The sequence below is a fragment of the Ochrobactrum chromiisoli genome (genome assembly GCF_026241335.1).
Lineage (GTDB): Bacteria > Pseudomonadota > Alphaproteobacteria > Rhizobiales > Rhizobiaceae > Brucella > Brucella chromiisoli.
The window spans coordinates 142,797-162,784 of sequence record NZ_JAPHAV010000004.1; the positions used below are offsets into that span (position 1 = coordinate 142,797).

Consider the following 19,988-nt stretch of genomic DNA (forward strand, 5'->3'; position numbering starts at 1 on the left):
CTTAACTCTAAAGCGCTTCCGCGCCCGAAATGATTTCGATCAGTTCCTTGGTGATCTGAGCCTGACGCTGACGGTTATACGTGATCGACAACTTGTTGATCATGTCACCGGCATTGCGCGTCGCATTATCCATTGCGCTCATCTTCGCGCCCATTTCGCCCGCCACATTTTCCAGCAGAGCGCGGAAAATCTGGACCGAAATATTGCGTGGGATCAGCGTGCTCAGGATCGCCGCAGGATCAGGTTCGTACTCATAAACCGCACCGCCAGCCGTATCCGCCTGCTCAGCACTTCCAGCCGAAGCCGGAATAATCTGCTGCGCGGTCGGAATCTGTGCGATCACCGACTTGAACTCGGAATAGAACAGCGTGCAGACGTCAAACTCGCCCTTTTCAAACAGCTCGATCACTTTCTGGCCGATCTGATCGGCGTGAACGAAAGCGAGTTGCTTGACTTCGCGCAAATTGACATGGTCGATGATCAGCGAGGCGAATTCACGACGCAGAATATCTGCGCCCTTTTTACCAACAGTGATGATCTTAACCGTCTTGCCTTCAGCGAGGAGCTTACGAGCATGATCGCGCGCCAGACGTGCGATCTGCGAGTTGAAACCGCCGCAAAGGCCGCGTTCTGCAGTCGCGACGACGAGCAGATGCACGTCGTCCTTACCCGTACCCGCCATCAGTGCCGGTGCGTCTTCGCCGCTCACGTTCTGCGCGATATTAGCGAGGACGGCACCCATGCGCTGCGAGTAAGGCCGTGCGGCCTCCGCAGCTTCCTGGGCACGGCGCAGCTTCGCCGCGGCGACCATCTGCATCGCCTTGGTGATTTTCTGCGTCGCCTTGACCGAGGCGATACGGTTTCTCAGATCCTTTAGTGAAGGCATCCGTTCATCCCGTCACAAAATTCAAGCAAAAGACTTGGCGAACGCGTCAACCGCTGCCTTGAGATTTGCTTTGATGTTGTCGGTGAGTGCCTTTTCGTCGCGGATCGCATCGAGAACATCTTTGTGCTCGGTGCGCAGCGAAGAAAGAAGACCTGCTTCAAACTTGCCAACCTGGTCAACGGCAATCTTATCGAGATAGCCATTCACACCAGCGTAAATCACGGCAACCTGTTCTTCCGTCTTGAGCGGGGAGAACTGTGGCTGCTTGAGAAGTTCTGTCAGGCGTGCACCGCGGTTAAGCAAACGCTGTGTCGAAGCATCAAGATCCGAACCGAACTGAGCAAACGCTGCCATTTCACGATACTGGGCGAGTTCACCCTTAATCGAACCGGCAACCTGCTTCATGGCCTTGATCTGAGCGGACGAACCAACGCGCGAAACCGACAGACCGACGTTAACAGCCGGACGGATACCCTGATAGAACAGGTTGGTTTCGAGGAAGATCTGGCCGTCGGTGATCGAGATCACGTTGGTCGGAATAAACGCGGAAACGTCGTTACCCTGCGTTTCGATGACTGGCAGAGCCGTCAGCGAACCAGCGCCGTTTTCGTCGTTGAGCTTTGCAGCGCGTTCAAGAAGACGCGAATGCAGATAGAAAACGTCGCCTGGGTAAGCTTCACGGCCCGGAGGACGACGAAGCAGAAGCGACATCTGACGATAAGCAACGGCCTGCTTGGACAGATCGTCATAGCCGATCAGAGCATGCTGGCCATTGTCACGGAAATATTCACCGATCGCGCAGCCTGCGAATGGTGCAAGGTACTGCATCGGAGCCGGATCGGAAGCGGTAGCCGCGATCACGACAGAATATTCAAGAGCGCCGCGTTCTTCGAGAACCTTAACGAACTGAGCAACAGTCGAACGCTTCTGGCCGATAGCAACGTAAACGCAATAAAGCTTTTCTTTGTCAGGGCCGTTGTCGTGGATTGGCTTCTGGTTCAGGAAGGTATCAAGAATGATTGCGGTCTTGCCGGTCTGACGGTCACCAATGACCAGCTCGCGCTGACCACGACCAACAGGGATCAGAGCATCAACAGCCTTGAGACCGGTCGACATTGGCTCATGAACCGACTTGCGCGGGATGATGCCCGGTGCCTTGACGTCGACGCGGCGACGCTCAGTAGCAACAATTGGGCCCTTGCCGTCGATTGGATTGCCGAGAGCATCGACAACGCGGCCGAGCAGGCCCGGACCGACTGGAACGTCAACGATCGCGCCGGTACGCTTGACGACGTCGCCTTCCTTGATGTCACGGTCGGCACCGAAAATAACCACACCGACATTGTCGGTTTCAAGGTTAAGCGCCATGCCGCGAATACCACCGGGGAATTCGACCATTTCGCCAGCCTGAACATTGTCCAGACCGTAAACGCGGGCGATACCGTCGCCGACGGACAGAACCTGACCGACTTCGGAGACCTCAGCCTCCTTGCCGAAGTTCTTGATTTGCTCTTTCAGGATAGCGGAAATTTCCGCGGCGCGGATGTCCATCAGCCGACCTCTTTCAGTGCAAGCTTGAGAGAAGAAAGTTTAGTGCGAAGGGACGTGTCGATCTGACGCGAACCCATTTTGACGATAAGACCGCCGAGGATCGACGGATCGACGGTGACATTGATCGTCACGTCCTTGCCGGCCACGCCCTTCAGCGTTGCCTTCAATTCGTTCTGCTGAGCTGTGGTCAGCTCATGTGCAGAAATAACATCTGCGGAAACTTCACCGCGATGTTCGGCTGCAATCTCACGGAAAGCGGCGATGATGCCCGGCAGCGTAAACAGGCGACGATTGGACGCCACGACGCGCAGGAAATTGCCGACCAGACCCTTGATGCCAGCCTTGTCAGCAATCGCGCCGATGGCGTGAAGCTGGTCTTCAGCATTGAAGACCGGGCTGGAAATCAGACGCTTCAGGTCTTCGCTTCCGCTCAGAAGCGCCTCGAAACGGCCAAGATCTTTTTCCACAGCAGCAACGGAATTCGCATCGAGCGCGAGCTCAAATAACGATCCGGCGTAGCGCTGTGCGACACCTGAAATGAGCGAAGACGTTTCTGCCACGAACAACCTGCTCTCTACGTTGAAACCATCTTTTTGGGAGTTCAGCAGGACCGATTGGCCCAAGCAGATGATTTTATTGAATGTTTCCGGGGAACCCCTGACGCGCGAGCGCGACAACACCGAAATGTGATTGCCGTCTAGCATAGACGAACCGGACTCGCAACACGCGAATCCCGCAGTTTTGTGTAAGTTTTGCCGCAGTTTTAGCTCAGAAAAGCACGAGGCATGCCCGCTCATACAGCGCAGAGCACTTTAGCGCAGCAATCCGACTTCATCTCACAAGGCCGAAAGCATAGAGCAAGGCCCCAGCAGCCAGCGCAAATTCGATGACAGCGGCAATGATATTATAGAAACTGCCGCCTTTATCCGACATCATCGAAATGAAGCGGCCGAACAGCGCAAATCCCCACACGGCCCCCAGCACAACCCATAAAAATGGCTGTGCAAAAATAAGACAACCAAGCCCTATTCCCAGATAGGGGCCCGCCAGAACCGCACGAATGGAGCTATAGGCTTCCGGGCGCGCATTGATCGGCTGAAGCCTGAGCAGCTTCATCGTGATGCCGGGCGCAAACAGCATAACAATGCCTGCCAAAGCCGTGACGACCGCAGCACTCCATGCGAGCCATTCGCCCGTTGTCGCGGGAAGATAGAATTCCATTGCGTTTCAACCTCTTCGTTTCCAGCCCTATAGCGAAAAACCCAACGGGTTTCCATAGCCCCGGTTTTTACAAAAAGCTTTGCGGATCAATATCCACCTGCACGCGGACAGACCCGCGTTCTTTGGGAGCTGCGGCCAGCAATGCCCGAATAAACCCTTGAATATCCGCCCTTTTTGTCCCGTGAACAAGGATGCGGAACCGATGTCTGCCGCGCACCAGTGCAAGCGGCGCTTCCGCCGGTCCAAGCACCGAAACCTCTTGAGAATGCGGTGCTGCACGACGAAGCGCGCGCGCATGATTTTCGGCATCAGGCCGGTTATCGGCAGAAATAATCAGCGCCGCAAGCCTCCCAAAGGGCGGCAGGGCACTGCGTTCACGCTCTTCGATTTCACGCGCATAAAATGCGTCCGAATCACCGCTGACGATAGCGCGCATCACCGGATGATCAGGCTGATAGGTCTGAAGCAGACCAAGACTTTTGCGACCTGTTCGCCCTGCACGGCCTGTCACCTGATTGAGCAACTGGAAAGTGCGTTCGGCTGCACGCGGATCGCCATTGGCAAGGCCAAGATCGGCATCCACCACGCCCACCAGCGTCATATTGGGGAAATTATGCCCCTTGGCCACGAGCTGCGTGCCGATGACGATATCCGCCTCGCCCTTGGCAATCGCATCCAGTTCTAGCCGAAGACGCTTCACACCACCCGCCATATCCGACGAAAGAACAATGATTCGCGCATCCGGGAAGGTTGCAGCCACTTCCTCGGCAATGCGTTCAACACCCGGTCCACATGCAACCAGATGATCCAGCGTGCCGCATTCCGGGCAGGCTTCCGGAACCGGCTCATGATAGCCGCATTGATGGCACATCAACTGTCCGCGAAAGCGGTGCTCGACCAGCCAGCTTGAACATTGCGGACACTGAAAGCGATGACCGCACACCCGGCAAAGCGTCAGCGGTGCATAGCCGCGCCTGTTGAGAAACAGCAGTGCCTGCTCGCCGCGCTCCACCGTTTTCCCCACAGCCTCAGTCAAGGCTGGCGACAAAAACCGTCCCGGCGGCGGCGGAGAGCGCCGCATATCAATGGTCTTGAGTGTCGGAAGTGCCGCTTCCGCATAGCGGCCATAGAGCTTGATTCGCTTATAGCGCCCCTGATCGGCATTCACCTGACTTTCGATAGAAGGTGTCGCCGATGCCAATATCACCGGAAAGCCGCCAATATGGCCACGCACGACAGCCATATCGCGTGCATTATAGAAAACGCGATCTTCCTGCTTGTAAGCCGGATCGTGCTCTTCATCGACCACAATCAGCCCAAGCTCTTTGAACGGCAAAAACAAAGCCGAGCGCGCACCCGCAACAACACGCACCGTCCCTTCAGCAACCTGCCGCCAGACGCGTTCCCGTGTGCGTGGTGCCAGATCGGAATGCCATTCGGCAGGCTTTGAACCAAACCGATCATGGAACCGGTCGAGAAACTGCTGTGTCAGCGCGATTTCCGGCAGCAGAATCAGCACCTGCCTGCCCATCTCCAACGCTTTTGCCACGGCTTCGAAATAGACTTCCGTCTTGCCCGAACCGGTCACACCATCGAGCAGTGAGACCGAAAAAGCGTTTTCTTCAACCGATTCCGCCAGCATTTCTGCAGCAGCCTGTTGGTCCTCTGACAGAGTGGCCCGCGCATAATCAGGATCAGGTGTCGCAACGACCGCAGGCGGCGGAAGCATCACGTCCTCAAACACGCCCTGCATTTTCAAACCGTCCACAACGCTCAGCGAAACACCGGCTGCATGGGCCAGCCCGGAGCGCGTCCATGCCAAGCCATCGCGTGCCAGTTCCATCACCCGGGCACGGGCATCCGTCATGCGTTCCGGCGCATGACCACAATAGCGAACGCCCGGCACTTTGGGCTCTGGATCAAAGGCTGCGGGCGCACGAAGCACCATACGCGCCACCATTCCGGGCGGCGAAAGCGTATAATCCGCAGCCCAGCGCATGAAGCGCAACATATGCGCATCCACGGGTGGGCAATCGAAAACTTCCGAAATTGCACGCAGCTTTTTGGCATCAACCGCATCGGTCGCGCCATCACAAACAATGCCCGCAACCTCACGCGGCCCCAAAGGCACACGCACGATGGAGCCGGGCTGGACCTGCATTCCTTCCGGCACCATATAAGAATATGGACGCTCAGCGGGCATAGGTACGAGTACAGGCACCACGCTTCGGGTGGGCTGTGCAAAAAGGTTTAAAATATCGTGCGAATCTTTCGACATGATTGCGTGACCTTGGCGCGGCTTTGCGCTAAAGAAAAGCCACCTTGCTGGATTTAAATCAATTTAAATCCCCTAACCCGCGCCCATTATGGAGGAATTCTGTTATGAAGTTTTTCGTCGACACTGCGGACGTCAAGGAAATCCGCGAACTCAATGACCTTGGTCTGGTTGATGGTGTGACCACCAATCCTTCGCTGATCCTCAAATCCGGCCGCGACATCATCGAAGTCACCAAGGAAATCTGCTCTTTCGTCAAGGGTCCGGTTTCGGCTGAAGTTGCTGCGACCGAATATGAGCAGATCATGAAGGAAGCTGCCGTCATTGCCAAAATTGCAGACAATATCTGCATCAAGCTGCCATTGACGCTCGACGGCCTCAAGGCTTGTAAGGCACTGACATCCGATGGTCACAAGACCAACGTAACGCTCTGCTTCTCAGCCAATCAGGCTCTGCTCGCAGCAAAAGCTGGCGCGACCTTCGTATCGCCATTCATCGGTCGTCTTGACGACACCGGCATCAACGGCATGGAACTGATTGCTGAAATCCGTACCATCTTCGACAACTACGATTTCCGCACTGAAATTCTCGCTGCTTCGGTTCGCACCGTAAACCACGTCAAGGAAGCAGCCCTTATCGGCGCCGACGTCGTTACCGCGCCTCCGGCAACGCTCAAGGCACTCGTCAAGCACCCACTGACCGACAAGGGCCTTGAAGCTTTCCTCGCCGACTGGGCGAAGACCGGCCAGAAAATCGCTTAATCAGCACGCTGACTAGAATGTAAAAACGGCGGATCATTGATCCGCCGTTTTTGTTTGTCTCAACAAAAAAGCGGCACAGAATGCGCCGCCTTTTCAAACTCGATCAAGCTGAACACCTCAGAGCTTCGACATCTGCATGGCGATCGCCAGATAAATCTGCTCGGCCAGTTCTTCCGCCGCACGCTTGGTCGCATCGCGTTCAGCACGCAGATTGGCGAATTCCTGACGCGGACGGTCAAACGAGGCGCCGACCGTGCGGGTGCCGGATTTCAGCGGTTTGCCATCCTTATCGAACAAAACGAAATTCGAAGTCGCATTGACCGTACCAGCCGAAGGACGGCCCGTGCGGTCCGTTCGATCACCAACATCGACACTCACGAAAGATGTAACCGATTTGCTTAAGCCCAGACGCAGCTTGTAGTTCGGATTGGCAGGCTCACCAGCACCGCCGGAAAGCAGGAAGATCAGCCGATTACGAACCTGAACACCGTAAATGCTGTTTTCAGGATCGACCGAAATCGATGCGAGCTTCGCGCGCATATCCGGCGTCACACTGCCGCCAATCGTACTGCCTGCACTGCCACCGCCCGAATAGAGCGGCTGCACCGTACAGCCAGCAAGAAGAACTACGGCTCCGATGGCCACAATCGCCACACGGAGATTCTGAAAAGCGGAAATCAAGCGATCAGGCAACGACATTGACGATCCTTTGTGGCACCACGATGATCTTCTTCGGCGAGCCCCCTTCGAGCGCGGCCTTGACAAAATCAAGTTCGAGCACCGCCTGCTGGATTGTAGCTTGATCAGCGTCGCGCGCGATTGTCAAATCCCCACGCTTCTTACCGTTGATCTGAACCGGCATAACGATCTCGTTTTCCACGATCAAAGCGGCATCGAACTGCGGCCAAGGTGCACGGGCAACCAGCGTTTCCCGACCAGCAATCTTGCCACCAAGCTCTATGGCGCACTGTTCGGCCAGATGCGGCATCATTGGGGCGAGCATCATGATCAGCATTTCAGTTGCTTCACGCACTGCCGCCTTCAGCTCATCGTCCGCTTTACCGGCTGCAACCTGCTGCAATGGTGCTGCAAGCGCATTGACCAATTCATAAAGACGGGCAACAGCGCGGTTGAAGGCGAGTTTTTCAATGTCGTCACCGACGGCCTGAACGGCCTTGTGAGCAGCCTTGGATACGGCAATTGCATCACCCTGCGTGCCTGCCTTGGGTGCCACATCCTTCAAGCCGACAGCGGCTTCCGAAACCAGACGCCAGACGCGCTGCACAAAACGATGCGCACCTTCGGCACCCGCTTCCGTCCAGATAACGTCGCGTTCCGGCGGACTGTCGGACAGCATGAACCACCGCGCAGTATCGGCACCATAAGACGAGATAATGTCGTCGGGATCGACCACATTCTTCTTCGACTTCGACATTTTTTCGATCGAACCGATTTCAACCGGAGCACCGCTGTCGAGCATGGTGGCCGTGCGTTTACCGTCTGATTCTTCAATACGAATATCGGCCGGTGCAACCCACTGACCATTGGCCTTGTAGGTTTCATGCACAACCATGCCCTGCGTGAACAGACCCTTGAATGGCTCTTCAATGCCAACATGACCCGCCACTTTCATGGCGCGGGTGAAAAAGCGCGAATAAAGCAGATGCAAAATCGCATGCTCAACACCGCCAATATACTGATCAACCGGCAACCAGTGATCGGCAATTGCGCGGTCGGTCGGCTCATTTTCCCAAGGGGCTGTAAAGCGCGTGTAATACCAGGACGAATCAACAAACGTATCCATCGTGTCGGTCTCACGACGGGCTTCGCCACCGCATTTCGGGCACTTCACATGACGCCATGTTGCATGACGATCGAGCGGATTGCCCGGACGATCGAACTCAACATCATCCGGCAGCTTGACCGGCAAATCGGCGCGCGGCACCGGATTAACGCCACAGCTTTCGCAATGGATCATCGGGATCGGGCAACCCCAGTAACGCTGGCGCGAAATACCCCAATCGCGCAGACGGAACTGAACTTTGCGTTCAGCCTGTGGGCGGCCATCGAACTCGGTCTTTTCCAGACGTTCCGCCACTTCGTTAAACGCTGCTTCCGGCGTCATACCGTCGAGGAAGCGTGAATTCACCATCACGCCATCATCGGTATAAGCCGTGTCGCCGATAACAAAACTCGCCGCATCTTCGCCCTTTGGGAGAACGACAGGCGTCACCTTCAAACCATATTTGTTGGCGAAATCCAGATCGCGCTGATCATGGCCGGGGCAGCCGAAAATCGCACCCGTTCCATAGTCCATCAGCACGAAGTTTGCGACGTAAACCGGCAGTTCCCAATTCTCGTCAAACGGGTGCTTAACCTTGATGCCAGTGTCGAAGCCCTTCTTTTCAGCGGTTTCAAGCGCTGCAACAGAGGTGCCCGTGCGTCGGCATTCATCTGCAAACTCAGCCAGATTGGCATTGGTTTCCGCGAGCTTTTTGGCCAGCGGATGATCGGCAGCAATCGCCACAAAGGATGCACCAAACAGCGTATCCGGGCGGGTGGTGTAAACTTCCACTTCCGAGAAACCGGACGGCGCAGTCTTGCTATCCAGCGCGAAGCGAACCTGCAGGCCTTCCGACTTGCCGATCCAGTTCTTCTGCATGACGCGGACTTTTTCCGGCCACTGGTCAAGCGTATCAAGACCAGCCAGCAGATCTTCGCTGAAATCGGTGATCTTGAAGAACCACTGCGTCAGCTCGCGCTGTTCTACCAGCGCACCGGAACGCCAGCCACGACCATCCACAACCTGCTCATTGGCAAGCACGGTGTTGTCAACCGGATCCCAGTTGACCTTGGACGTCTTGCGCGTCACCAGACCTTTTTCAAACAGATCGATGAACAGCATCTGCTGACGATGGTAATATTCGACATCGCAGGTCGCAAATTCACGGGTCCAGTCGAGCGACAGTCCCATGGATTTGAGCTGACGCTTCATGGTTGCGATATTCTGATAGGTCCATTCCTTCGGATGCACCTTGTTCTGCATCGCCGCATTTTCCGCAGGCATGCCAAACGCGTCCCAGCCCATTGGGTGAAGCACGTTGAACCCCTTGGCGCGCTTATAACGCGCGACCACGTCACCCATCGCATAGTTGCGCACATGGCCCATATGAATGCGCCCCGATGGATAAGGGAACATTTCGAGCACGTAGTACTTCTCGCGGGGATCGCTATTGTCGGTTTCGAAAGTCTGGTTTTCTTCCCAGATTTTCTGCCAATGAGCTTCCGCCACGCGCGGATTATAACGTTCGGCTGCCATGAGCGTATTTACTCGTACGAAGATGATGCAATAAGGAGAGTCGTCATTAATGGCGACCTTCACCACGTATTGGCGAAAGCGTCAAGTTTTTGCGGACGAAAAGCCTGAAAGCGAGAGTTTCATGTCAGATATTGGTGCAAACCTGAACAACGTCAAGGCATCCATTGCGCGCGCCGAGGAGGAAGCCCGTCGTGATAAAGGGTCAGTGACGCTCGTGGCTGTGTCGAAAACATTCGATGCAGATGAAATACGTCCGGCGCTTGATCTCGGTCAGCGGGTCTTCGGTGAAAACCGCGTTCAGGAAGCGCAAGGCAAATGGCCAGCACTTCGCGAAGCCTATTCCGGTATTGAGCTGCACCTGATCGGACCACTGCAATCCAACAAAGCAGCCGATGCAGTCAAGCTGTTCGATGTGATTGAAACCGTCGACCGCGAAAAGATTGCGGCAGCCCTTGCCAGTGAGATTAAAAAACAAGGCAAGAGTCCAAAGCTTTACGTGCAGGTCAATACCGGCCTTGAAGAGCAGAAGGCTGGTATCCCGCCAAAAGAGGCTGTCGCTTTTGTTGAACGCTGCCGCAAGGAACATGGCCTTTCAATCGAAGGCCTGATGTGCATCCCGCCTGCAGATGAAAATCCGGGGCCGCATTTTGCGCTTTTGGAAAAACTTGCGCGTGAAGCTCAGGTCGAAAAGCTCTCCATGGGCATGTCAGGCGATTATGAAACCGCCATCGGCTTCGGTGCGACTTCAGTGCGTGTGGGGTCGGCAATCTTTGGCGGACGCAGCTATTCCCCGCCCGCCTGATTGTTTTTTCAATGAAGCAGCATCTCGCCTTTTAAAGGATGCCAATCCGACGGACCAAGCAAACGGTTATGCGCGTAAACGACCGAATGCAACGGTCCGTCGATCTTTTCCTTCCAGAATTCAATAAAGCCGTGAAGCACTGGAAAGTCTGGCGCCAGATCATAGTCTTGCCAGACATAGAGCTGCAAAAGATGCGGATGATCCGGCATATGATAAAAGATTTTTGCCGTCGTCAGACCGTAACCGGCAAGCTGCAATTCAAAGGCAGACTTTGAAGTAAAAGCGGTTGTCGTCATGGCGATTTCCCCTTTTTTAGGGAGCCGATTATAAATATCCCGTGGCTCCGGCAATATTTAGAATAGCAAAATATAGTTTTTAAATAGTAAAAACAATATGTTAGAAACACATCAAGGTGAGTGCTGCCATGTTTTTCAATTTTTTGTGCTGCGTCACTGTGGACCATAGTCGATCCCAATGTCTAATTTACGTTGAGCCAGACAGATTGTAGATGAGTTTGGCGATAGCTTCGCCCTCATGCGGGCTATTGATTTCGGCGGGAGGATCGCTGGACAGTTAAAGCATTTCCAGCAAAAGTGGGAACCGTTTTTGCGTCCGGAAATGCGTAAAGCAAAAATATAGCGCTTCCATAGTTTGTCATCAACGGGAGGCGCTCAAGGAGGAAGATATGTCGGAAAAGCTTTACCCTGTACTGCCGGGGGCAAAGAAGAATACGCTCATCGACAACGAGAAATATCTCGAATGGTACAATGAGAGCGTGACCGACCCGGATGGTTTCTGGGCCAAGCACGGCCGACGGATTGACTGGTTCAAGCCCTTCACCAAAGTCAAGAATACGGATTTCAACGGCGACGTATCGATCAAGTGGTATGAGGATGGCGTCACCAACGTTTCCTACAACTGTATAGACCGCCACCTCAAAAGCCGTGGCGATAAGGTTGCGATCATCTGGGAAGGTGACAATCCGTATATCGACAAGAAAATCACCTATCTTGAACTCTACGAAAATGTCTGCCGTCTCGCCAATGTGCTCAAAAAGCATGGCGTGAAAAAAGGTGACCGTGTCACCATCTATCTGCCGATGATCCCGGAAGCCACCTATGCGATGCTCGCCTGCGCCCGTATTGGTGCGGTGCATTCCGTCGTCTTTGCCGGTTTCTCACCGGAGGCGCTCGCCGGTCGTATCGTCGATTGTGAATCCACGTTCATCATCACGGCAGATGAAGGCGTGCGCGGCGGCAAGCCGGTTCCACTCAAGGAAAACACCGACACCGCCATCGACATTGCCGCCAAGCAATATGTCATGGTCAACAAGGTTCTGACTGTGCGTCGTACCGGCGGCAAGGTCAGCTGGGGACCAGGCCGCGATCTGTGGTATCATCAGGAAGTCGCAAGCGTCGAACCGACCTGCGATCCAGAACCTATGAATGCGGAAGATCCGCTGTTCATCCTCTATACGTCCGGCTCCACCGGCAAGCCAAAGGGTGTCTTGCACACCACCGGCGGCTATCTCGTCTACGCTTCGATGACCCATCAATATGTCTTCGACTATCATGATGGCGATATCTACTGGTGCACAGCGGATGTGGGCTGGGTCACAGGCCATTCCTATATCGTTTATGGGCCGCTTGCGAATGGCGCAACCACGCTGATGTTTGAAGGTGTGCCAAACTTCCCCGATCAGGGACGTTTCTGGGAAGTCATCGACAAGCATCACGTCAACATTTTCTACACCGCACCAACCGCGATCCGTGCGCTGATGGGCGCTGGCGACGAATTCGTCACCCGTTCATCACGTTCAACACTGCGCCTTCTCGGCTCAGTGGGCGAGCCGATCAATCCCGAAGCCTGGGAATGGTATTATAACGTCGTGGGTGACCAGCAATCACCAATCGTTGACACATGGTGGCAGACGGAAACGGGCGGCATCCTCATCACCCCGCTTCCTGGGGCAACCGATCTCAAGCCCGGTTCGGCAACCCGTCCATTCTTTGGCGTCAAGCCGCAGCTTGTGGACAACGAAGGCGCTGTGATTGAAGGCGCAACCGATGGCAATCTCTGCATCATCGATAGCTGGCCGGGCCAGATGCGCACGCTTTATGGTGACCACAAGCGCTTCATCGAGGCTTACTTCTCCACTTATAAGGGCAAGTATTTCACGGGTGATGGCTGCCGCCGCGACGATGACGGCTATTACTGGATCACAGGCCGCGTCGATGACGTACTCAACATTTCCGGCCATCGCCTTGGCACGGCGGAAATCGAATCGGCCCTCGTTTCGCATCACTCGGTTTCGGAAGCTGCCGTTGTCGGCTACCCGCATCCAATCAAAGGACAGGGCATTTATTGCTATGTCACACTGATGAGTGGTGCAGAAACACAAGATGCCGATGCTCTGCGCAAAGAGCTGACGCTACATGTGCGCAAGGAAATCGGTCCGATTGCCACGCCGGACAAGATTCAGTTCTCTCCCGGCCTGCCAAAGACCCGTTCAGGCAAGATCATGCGCCGCATTCTGCGCAAGATCGCCGAAGACGAATTCAGTGCACTGGGGGATACATCGACCCTTGCCGATCCGGGTGTGGTGAACGATCTGATCGAAAACCGCCAGAACAAGAAGTAAAAAAGAAGAGGCCGGGATTTCCCGGCCTTTTTGCTAACACCATCACCTGAAATTCTGACTTGAGCATTGATAAAAAGTGCAAAGCATCTTTGCGTAGAGCAATACGTAACAACAAACCGATCCGGAACTCGTCTCAGCTTTCCTGCTTATCCATGCGTGACTGAAAGCTGCGAAAAGTCGCCTTTCCGCCATTCTTCGCAGCGTAAAGCGCCGCATCTGCATTGCTGAAAACATCCGATGCAGAATAACCCGATATCGGCGCAATCCCAACGGATGCACCAAGCACTAACGAGCGGCCATTGAAATCGACGGGTTCACACAGACGATCAATAATGGCTTGAGCAAAAGTCTCTGTTGCTTGCTGATCATAAGAACCCGATGTGATGATGGCAAACTCATCTCCACCGATCCTGAAAATACGACTGCCGGGATCATTCAAATCCCGAAGGCGATTGCCCATTTCTCTTATACATTCATCGCCTGCAAGATGGCCAAACCTGTCATTTATGTTTTTAAACCCGTCAAGGTCGATCAACATAAGAAAACCGGGTATCTTGTCATTGCTGGCAGCATCCAGCGTCGAAGACAGCTTTACATGAAACTGGCTTTTATTGGCCAGACCAGACATTTGATCATACTCGGCAAGATATATAATCCGATCAAACAACGCCTTCTGATCTGTGATATCTTGTTTCATCCCGAAAATTCGAACGGGCACATCTCCCTGGCATTCAATCGACGCAGTGATGCGTATCCAGCGTTTGTTACCGCGAAAAGTGGTTATCTCAGCTTCGAATGTAAAACCGCTACGCTGCGCGATTGCGTCTGATCGGCGCTTTTGCAGCTCCGCCCTTGACGCTTCCGTATAACACGCCAGCGTATCAGCGCGTGAAAGCACTGCACCGCGAGGCAACTCGAAAATGTCATAGGCATAGTCGGACCAGGTCAATTCTTCATCCGGCAAAGTGCATTCCCAGATACCGATCTGAGCGACAATGGAAGACTGTCCATAAATTTTTTTGAAATGCGCAAGCGTCTGTGCCTGCGCATTGATGAACTGATCTTTGATTTCCAATTCAAGCCGCAGGCGCTGCAGCTCTTCTTGCAACTGGCTCAGCACGGTTTCATCCTTGGTTGGCACTAAAATATCCACCGTTTCAGCAACAACAACGCTCAACTTATCAAATCCCAGAATCTCTGCTTCTTGCCGTGTTGCTTGCGGAGATTGTCGAGATAAACACTATGCTGAACGACAGAGCCGTAGTCCGCAATATTGCGATCCATAGCACTGCACTCCATCACATGTCGTGCTGCATGTTTGTAGCGGCTGGAGCGGGCATATGTGAGTGTAAAATCAATCATTGCACGAAGTGCAAGCGTCGCAGCAAGCGGATATCTATCCGCCAGCTTTTCTGCCGCTTGCGACAAGAGTTCATAATTATTGCCATCCAGCTCGGAAGCACGCTTTACAACAAGCCTGTCTGCTTCGCTCAAAGCGGGATATTGAAGAAAGAAAAGCAGCGCACGATTGGCATCAGGGTAATCTGCAATAAAAGCAAACGCCTTGTCTTCCGCTTCCATATCATCGAAATCAGGCAGACGTCGCAAAAACTCACGTAAAAGCACATCGTTGAGCGTCTGTTCAAAGCATTGCCAGCGAAATTGCTGCGCGTCTTCGCTGTGTCCAAGCGCTTCCAGAACATCGGCACGCGTCGCCTGCCACTCTGGCAAGACGTCCCTGTGACCGTCGAACTCCGCCTTATCAAGCGCCCTCAGGGCTTCTTCAGCGCGCCCTGCCGCAAGCAGTCTTTGAGCGATTTCAGTCGAAATGCGCGGAATGATATGCGTGTGCGCAGGATATTGCGCAATAAAAAGATCCACATCACCGAGCGCATCTGCAATTTGCTGGAGTACAAACTGAGCGGTCATCGACTTGTCGTCCGCATGAAGCCGGTCTTCGTAAATCGGACCAGTGCTGCTCCATCCAATGATCTGCTTATAGTGCACAGATCGTATAGGCTCCGGCTCAGCAGCCCATGCCTCAACGTCCGTCTGCAGCTGTCTTAAGCCCATATCACCAAGCGCAGGACGCATGGAATCAATCAGTCGATCAAACTGACCATAGCCGTTATCCTGAAGCGCATTGAAAACTTTCTCAACCAGACGATCCTTAGGAATACCGGCCAGCATCGCTATATGACCGGCATCATCACTTGCAGCGTGAAAACGCTCGATGAGCGTGCCGCTGCCATCACCCGAGCGTTCGAAAATCGAATCTGCGAGCGAAAGGAACTGCCATATAAGTTCAAACCCCTCTTCAGGATCATGCGGGGCAATTTTTTCAACGATAGTCCTGCGTTGATTTTCAAGGTCCGCACAAAAGGGCTTAACCTTCTTCCAATCTATCCAGCTCTTTGCGCGCGCAATGCTGCCCAGCCGCTTTCGAACCTCCCGAGCAAGCTCGACGCCGCTTGAATGACCCGCCAGTTCCATCCGAAGCCGGCGCTTGTGATTGGCATTGCCAGTGCTGATCTCTATCAGAAGTGCAGCCAGACGCTCCACACCAAGCGCCTGAAGGTGTTTCGCGTTCAGAGTGGTCTTCGAGGACATCCGTCATCCCATTTTTTGAGCCAAAGAATATAGATCAAGCCCAAAGACATAAGATATTTTAGCAATTGGTTAAATATCGAATAACCGGATAGTGTACCATTTATTTGAACATCGAACCGAACAAACATCGGCTGTTGCGATTTTAATGATTCAACTCCATCCAGAAATGCTCTAGATGGTCTTATGCGTGTTCCATCGTCCGACGATCCTATTTATAACCCGCCATTAGAGCCTTATATATCCATCATTCATCGTGATGAGGACATTCTGGTGCTTGATAAACCAAGCGGGCTGTTATCCGTAGCCGGACGACATCCGGCCTTGTCGGACAGTCTTGCCACACGTGTGCAAAAGCAATTTCCGAATGCTCTCATGATCAACCGTCTGGACAAGGATACGTCGGGACTGGTTTTGATGTCGCTCAATCGCAAAGCACATGCAGCTGTTGCAGCGCAGTTTGAAACCCGCACAACCCAGAAATCTTATATCGCAGAAGTATGGGGGCACGTGGAAGGCGATAGCGGCCTGATCGACTTGCCTCTGGCAATCGACCATGAGAACAAGCCGCGTCATCGCGTAGACCATGAGAACGGCAAACCCGCACAAACGCGCTGGCAAGTTTTAGAGCGCGGCAAACACACAACGCGGCTACAATTGTCTCCGTTAACGGGTCGAACGCACCAGCTGCGTGTTCACATGAAGGCGATAGGACACGTCATCCTTGGCGATGCGTTTTATGCTGAGGGCGCCGCATTGAGCGCATCCGCACGTTTAATGCTTCATGCTGAGCAACTGGCCTTCCGGCATCCGGATGGGCATAACGTAAAATTTTCCATCCCCTGCCCATTCTGAGATCAAGCATGACGCAAAAGGCGGAACCATCAGAGCTCATCATTGATTTTGTAGGCGGCGCAGTCGGCCATAGGTTCCGGTCCGGCGAAGGACGCGATCAGGCGCTTGCAAAAGCGGTAGGCTTCTCGCGCGGCGTCACGCCCGATATTGTGGACGCGACAGCTGGCCTTGGCCGTGATGCCTTTCTGCTTGCATCCCTTGGCGCGACTGTAACGCTGATTGAGCGCTCAAAGAAAATGTATGATTTGCTGAGTGACGCTCTCGCCCGTGCGCATTCCGAGGGCGGCAGATATGCGCAGACAATCGCGCGGATGACATTATTGCATGGCGATTCTTGCCTGCTCTTACCCGAATTGAAGCCGAAAGTGGTGCTGGTCGACCCGATGCATCCCCCACGCGGCAATTCGGCACTGGTCAAAAAAGAAATGCGACAAATCCGGGAGATCGTCGGCACGGACCCCGATTCAGAAAAGCTGATGCAAATCGCATTGGAAGTGGCAGAGAATCGCGTCGTTCTGAAATGGCCTTTAAGAGCCGAACCGATGCCGGGCCTACGCAAACCATCGCATCAGATCTTAGGCAAAAGCACGCGCTATGATGTGTTCGTCAAAACGAAAATCGTTGCACAATGAATAAATGACTGAATCTCTGAATTAAACCGGATGAACTGCGCGCAGATCTTGACTATTTAGAGCTTGCGTTTTGGTTGTACAGGGCCCTTAAACAACAAAACCCGCCGCTGATGCGACGGGTTTTTTTGATATTTTGGTTGCGGGGGCACGCAACTACCGATACAGACATTCGCTGCAGGTGGCGGTATAGGAGCGCGCTGATATCATATCACTAATCGTCCCTACCCTTTTTTGCACCTTTAGGCTCGACCCGCACGCACGCAGTCATACGAAGGCTTCTTCGGTAGGCTGAAAACAGAACTGTTTTATCCGCGCGATTGGAAGAGCAGTACGCTTGAGCAGTTTATCAAAGAAGTTGATGGCTACATTCGGTGGTACAACGAGAAGCGGATCAAGATATCACTTAGTGCACGAAGCCCAATAGAATATCGAAACAGTCTTGGCATTGTGACATAAAACCAGTGCAAGTTTTCGTCCGCCCCCCTCCATCACTTCCGGGTGGAAATCAACAGCCTGAGAAATTCTGCCTTTATAAGCGGGTTGCTACTAAACGAACCAATCTATCATAATGCTTCAACTCATACGTTGCGCCGAACTCCGTCTCAAATTTCTGGTTACTACGCTAGATTCCTCTAAGGAAATCGTGAGCACTTGGAAAAGAACTGCCGTCGACCATCCAAAAAGCATCACCCCGTTCATAGCAGTCATCGGTCCCATCAAATGCCAGTGCGCGAGTGGAATGATGTCGCCATAACCAAGTGATGTAAAATTTACAAACGCAAAATAAAAATCATCCGAATCCTGCGAGATAGCGCCGATTATACTATAGGAAAGAGACCAGACTGCAATCTCTAATACCTGCGCGGCCAAGAGAACCGAAGCGGTCAAAGTCATCGCTATTATGAGCTGCAAATACGGTGCTCTAAACTTAATCCGAGTCAAAAAAATCACCAGCTTAATGACAAAAATCGTCGCTAAAGCATGTATAACAATACTAGTTAGTCCGACCGCACTTCCGAGTCCCAACTGTATGATGCTTGATGGCATGTCACCCCCCGCTTTGTATTCTCAATTATAACAAATCCCAAAAGCAGGATCAGCGTTCATCACAATATGTGCGTAAAACGAAAAAATGAACATTTTAAACAACTTGACTCAATGGATACCGGCACCCCCTAAGAATTAGGCTCTCCGACGACCATCAGCTTGAATAAGCGATTAGCATCTTTAAACTGCAGAAGTGGTTCGGTTTGTCTGAACAGTTTCGGGCGTTTTGTTAAGTGGACTTCCGCCTCGCTTATGCCGCCACCATCATTGGTGTCAGCGCGTTAAAGTAGACCTGATCCGGTGTTTGTCGGTCAAGCGATGAATGTGGGCGTCGGCTGTTGTAGAAATTCAGATATCTGCCGATGCCAGTGCGGGCCTCGGACACGGTTTTGTAGGCGTGAAGATAAACCTCTTCGTATTTGATTGATCGCCAGAGCCGCTCGACAAAGACATTGTCCCGCCACGAACCCTTGCCATCCATCGAGATGGCGATCTCTGCCTTTTTCAACACGTTAGTGAAGTCGATGGACGTGAACTGTGATCCTTGATCGGTGTTGAATATTTCCGGCTTTCCATAGCGGTCCAGAGCTTCCTCAACCGCTTCGATGCAGAAGTCCGCCTCCATCGTTATCGACAGTCGCCATGACAGAACCCGGCGGCTGAACCAGTCGACGACAGCGCACAGATAGACAAAACCACGAGCCATCGGAATATACGTTATATCCATTGCCCACACCTGATTGGGTCTGGTGACCGCTAGCTTGCGCAGGAGATAGGGATAGATTTTATGCCCTGGCGTTGGCTTGGAGGTGTTTGGGCGACGGTAAATCGCTTCAAGGCTCATCTTCTTCATCAGTGTTGAGACATGCAGCCGCCCAACCTCAAGCCCTTCTCCTTTCAAAAGCCCCTGCAACATCCGACTTCCCGCGAATGGATATTCCAGATGCAATTCATCGATCCGGCGCATCAGTGCCAAATCGCCATCCGATACAGGGCGCGGTGAATAGTAGACACTGCTACGGCTGAACCCGAGGAGCTTTGCCTGTCGGGCGACCGAAAGCTTGTGAGCGCGGTCGATCATTTCCTTCCGCCCAGCAATCCCGCCTTGCTGAGCGCTCCGGCTAAAAAATCGTTCTCCAGAGTTAGCTCACCGATCTTGGCATGCAGCGTTTTAACGTCGACGGTTGGCTCTGCTGGTTCCGCCTTGGTATCGTGGCCGAAAACACCGATCGCCCCCTCAAGAAGCTGATCTTTCCATTGCTTTATCTGGTTCGCGTGCACGTCAAACTGCTGGGATAATTCCATTAGCGTCTGCTCGCCTCTGATCGCAGCGACCGCAACTTTTGCCTTGAAAGCTGGGCTATGGTTTCGGCGTGGTCGTCTCGTCATGG

Annotated in this window: 17 protein-coding genes and 1 pseudogene; 6 read left to right on the top strand and 12 right to left on the bottom strand. The window is 53.4% G+C overall.

From position 1 onward, the window contains the following. Nucleotides 1–7: 7 nt before the first annotated feature. From OPR82_RS11295 to OPR82_RS11315, 5 genes are all read right to left on the bottom strand, one after another. Nucleotides 8–886 carry a F0F1 ATP synthase subunit gamma gene (locus OPR82_RS11295; protein WP_265984874.1) on the bottom strand — a complete coding sequence of 293 codons (879 nt, stop codon included), beginning with the start codon at nucleotides 884–886 and terminating at the stop codon, nucleotides 8–10. A 21-nt stretch (nucleotides 887–907) separates the two neighbouring features. After that, nucleotides 908–2,437, bottom strand: a complete 1,530-nt coding sequence (gene atpA, locus OPR82_RS11300) for a F0F1 ATP synthase subunit alpha (protein WP_265984875.1) — start codon at nucleotides 2,435–2,437, stop codon at nucleotides 908–910. After that, nucleotides 2,437–2,997: a F0F1 ATP synthase subunit delta gene (locus tag OPR82_RS11305; RefSeq protein ID WP_265984876.1), complete on the bottom strand. Its 561-nt coding sequence runs from the start codon at nucleotides 2,995–2,997 to the stop codon at nucleotides 2,437–2,439. The genes atpA and OPR82_RS11305 overlap by 1 nt, the downstream gene beginning before the upstream one ends. A 271-nt stretch (nucleotides 2,998–3,268) precedes the next feature. After that, nucleotides 3,269–3,658 (bottom strand): AGROH133_08824 family phage infection protein, encoded by a 390-nt coding sequence (locus tag OPR82_RS11310; protein WP_265984877.1) that lies wholly within the window; start codon nucleotides 3,656–3,658, stop codon nucleotides 3,269–3,271. Nucleotides 3,659–3,725: 67 nt separating this feature from the next. Then, nucleotides 3,726–5,936: a primosomal protein N' gene (locus OPR82_RS11315; RefSeq protein ID WP_265984878.1), complete on the bottom strand. Its 2,211-nt coding sequence runs from the start codon at nucleotides 5,934–5,936 to the stop codon at nucleotides 3,726–3,728. A 104-nt stretch (nucleotides 5,937–6,040) separates the two neighbouring features. On the opposite strand from OPR82_RS11315, the gene fsa reads away from it, so the two are divergent. Continuing rightward, a complete protein-coding gene (fsa, locus tag OPR82_RS11320) occupies nucleotides 6,041–6,694 on the top strand; it encodes a fructose-6-phosphate aldolase (protein ID WP_265984879.1) in 654 nt (217 codons plus the stop codon). A 117-nt stretch (nucleotides 6,695–6,811) separates the two neighbouring features. Here the strand turns inward: fsa and lptE are convergent, their stop codons facing one another. Together lptE and leuS are read right to left on the bottom strand one after the other, a co-directional pair. After that, nucleotides 6,812–7,393, bottom strand: a complete 582-nt coding sequence (gene lptE / locus OPR82_RS11325) for an LPS assembly lipoprotein LptE (protein ID WP_265984880.1) — start codon at nucleotides 7,391–7,393, stop codon at nucleotides 6,812–6,814. Next, on the bottom strand, nucleotides 7,380–10,013 hold the full coding sequence (gene leuS / locus OPR82_RS11330; RefSeq protein ID WP_265984881.1) for a leucine--tRNA ligase: 2,634 nt from the start codon (nucleotides 10,011–10,013) through the stop codon (nucleotides 7,380–7,382). The genes lptE and leuS overlap by 14 nt, the downstream gene beginning before the upstream one ends. Before the next feature lie 121 nt (nucleotides 10,014–10,134). Between leuS and OPR82_RS11335 the strand changes: the two genes are divergently transcribed. Continuing rightward, nucleotides 10,135–10,815 (top strand): YggS family pyridoxal phosphate-dependent enzyme, encoded by a 681-nt coding sequence (locus OPR82_RS11335; RefSeq protein WP_265984962.1) that lies wholly within the window; start codon nucleotides 10,135–10,137, stop codon nucleotides 10,813–10,815. Between the two features lie 8 nt (nucleotides 10,816–10,823). Here OPR82_RS11335 and OPR82_RS11340 read toward each other — a convergent pair whose 3' ends face one another. Then, entirely contained in the window at nucleotides 10,824–11,111 is a 288-nt protein-coding gene (locus tag OPR82_RS11340) for an usg protein (RefSeq protein WP_265984882.1), read from the bottom strand. Nucleotides 11,112–11,500: 389 nt separating this feature from the next. On the opposite strand from OPR82_RS11340, the gene acs reads away from it, so the two are divergent. Beyond that, complete coding sequence (gene acs / locus OPR82_RS11345) at nucleotides 11,501–13,456, top strand: acetate--CoA ligase (RefSeq protein WP_265984883.1); 1,956 nt, start codon at nucleotides 11,501–11,503, stop codon at nucleotides 13,454–13,456. Nucleotides 13,457–13,589: 133 nt separating this feature from the next. On the opposite strand, the gene OPR82_RS11350 is transcribed toward acs, so the two are convergent. Both OPR82_RS11350 and OPR82_RS11355 read right to left on the bottom strand, forming a co-directional pair. Next, nucleotides 13,590–14,633 carry a GGDEF domain-containing protein gene (locus OPR82_RS11350; protein ID WP_265984884.1) on the bottom strand — a complete coding sequence of 348 codons (1,044 nt, stop codon included), beginning with the start codon at nucleotides 14,631–14,633 and terminating at the stop codon, nucleotides 13,590–13,592. Then, a complete protein-coding gene (locus tag OPR82_RS11355; protein ID WP_265984885.1) occupies nucleotides 14,630–16,066 on the bottom strand; it encodes a DUF6880 family protein in 1,437 nt (478 codons plus the stop codon). Before OPR82_RS11355 ends, OPR82_RS11350 begins: the two co-directional genes overlap by 4 nt. Before the next feature lie 183 nt (nucleotides 16,067–16,249). Between OPR82_RS11355 and OPR82_RS11360 the strand changes: the two genes are divergently transcribed. The 3 genes and pseudogenes from OPR82_RS11360 to OPR82_RS11370 all read left to right on the top strand — a co-directional run. Then, nucleotides 16,250–16,918, top strand: a complete 669-nt coding sequence (locus OPR82_RS11360; protein ID WP_265984886.1) for a pseudouridine synthase — start codon at nucleotides 16,250–16,252, stop codon at nucleotides 16,916–16,918. Nucleotides 16,919–16,926: 8 nt separating this feature from the next. After that, nucleotides 16,927–17,550 carry a class I SAM-dependent methyltransferase gene (locus OPR82_RS11365; protein ID WP_265984887.1) on the top strand — a complete coding sequence of 208 codons (624 nt, stop codon included), beginning with the start codon at nucleotides 16,927–16,929 and terminating at the stop codon, nucleotides 17,548–17,550. Between the two features lie 270 nt (nucleotides 17,551–17,820). Then, nucleotides 17,821–18,006: pseudogene (locus tag OPR82_RS11370) on the top strand (IS3 family transposase); the annotation flags it as partial. Nucleotides 18,007–18,123: 117 nt separating this feature from the next. On the opposite strand, the gene OPR82_RS11375 reads toward OPR82_RS11370, so the two are convergent. After that, a complete protein-coding gene (locus tag OPR82_RS11375; protein ID WP_265984889.1) occupies nucleotides 18,124–18,597 on the bottom strand; it encodes an ion channel in 474 nt (157 codons plus the stop codon). A 250-nt stretch (nucleotides 18,598–18,847) separates the two neighbouring features. Next, nucleotides 18,848–19,986 (bottom strand): IS3 family transposase gene (locus OPR82_RS11380; protein WP_265984890.1). Its coding sequence is split into 2 segments (ribosomal slippage): nucleotides 18,848–19,719 and nucleotides 19,719–19,986, totalling 1,140 coding nucleotides; the frame shifts between segments, so codons are not numbered across the junction. Nucleotides 19,987–19,988: the final 2 nt, after the last annotated feature.

Excerpts from the sequence above, each read along its gene's own strand:
- OPR82_RS11360 (WP_265984886.1), top strand. The coding sequence starts at position 16,250 with ATGCGTGTTCCATCGTCCGACGATCCTATTTATAACCCGCCATTAGAG.
- lptE (WP_265984880.1), bottom strand. The coding sequence starts at position 7,393 with ATGTCGTTGCCTGATCGCTTGATTTCCGCTTTTCAGAATCTCCGTGTG.
- OPR82_RS11315 (WP_265984878.1), bottom strand. The coding sequence starts at position 5,936 with ATGTCGAAAGATTCGCACGATATTTTAAACCTTTTTGCACAGCCCACC.
- OPR82_RS11375 (WP_265984889.1), bottom strand. The coding sequence starts at position 18,597 with ATGCCATCAAGCATCATACAGTTGGGACTCGGAAGTGCGGTCGGACTA.
- OPR82_RS11310 (WP_265984877.1), bottom strand. The coding sequence starts at position 3,658 with ATGGAATTCTATCTTCCCGCGACAACGGGCGAATGGCTCGCATGGAGT.
- acs (WP_265984883.1), top strand. The coding sequence starts at position 11,501 with ATGTCGGAAAAGCTTTACCCTGTACTGCCGGGGGCAAAGAAGAATACG.
- OPR82_RS11335 (WP_265984962.1), top strand. The coding sequence starts at position 10,135 with ATGTCAGATATTGGTGCAAACCTGAACAACGTCAAGGCATCCATTGCG.
- OPR82_RS11295 (WP_265984874.1), bottom strand. The coding sequence starts at position 886 with ATGCCTTCACTAAAGGATCTGAGAAACCGTATCGCCTCGGTCAAGGCG.
- atpA (WP_265984875.1), bottom strand. The coding sequence starts at position 2,437 with ATGGACATCCGCGCCGCGGAAATTTCCGCTATCCTGAAAGAGCAAATC.
- fsa (WP_265984879.1), top strand. The coding sequence starts at position 6,041 with ATGAAGTTTTTCGTCGACACTGCGGACGTCAAGGAAATCCGCGAACTC.
- leuS (WP_265984881.1), bottom strand. The coding sequence starts at position 10,013 with ATGGCAGCCGAACGTTATAATCCGCGCGTGGCGGAAGCTCATTGGCAG.
- OPR82_RS11355 (WP_265984885.1), bottom strand. The coding sequence starts at position 16,066 with ATGTCCTCGAAGACCACTCTGAACGCGAAACACCTTCAGGCGCTTGGT.
- OPR82_RS11340 (WP_265984882.1), bottom strand. The coding sequence starts at position 11,111 with ATGACGACAACCGCTTTTACTTCAAAGTCTGCCTTTGAATTGCAGCTT.
- OPR82_RS11365 (WP_265984887.1), top strand. The coding sequence starts at position 16,927 with ATGACGCAAAAGGCGGAACCATCAGAGCTCATCATTGATTTTGTAGGC.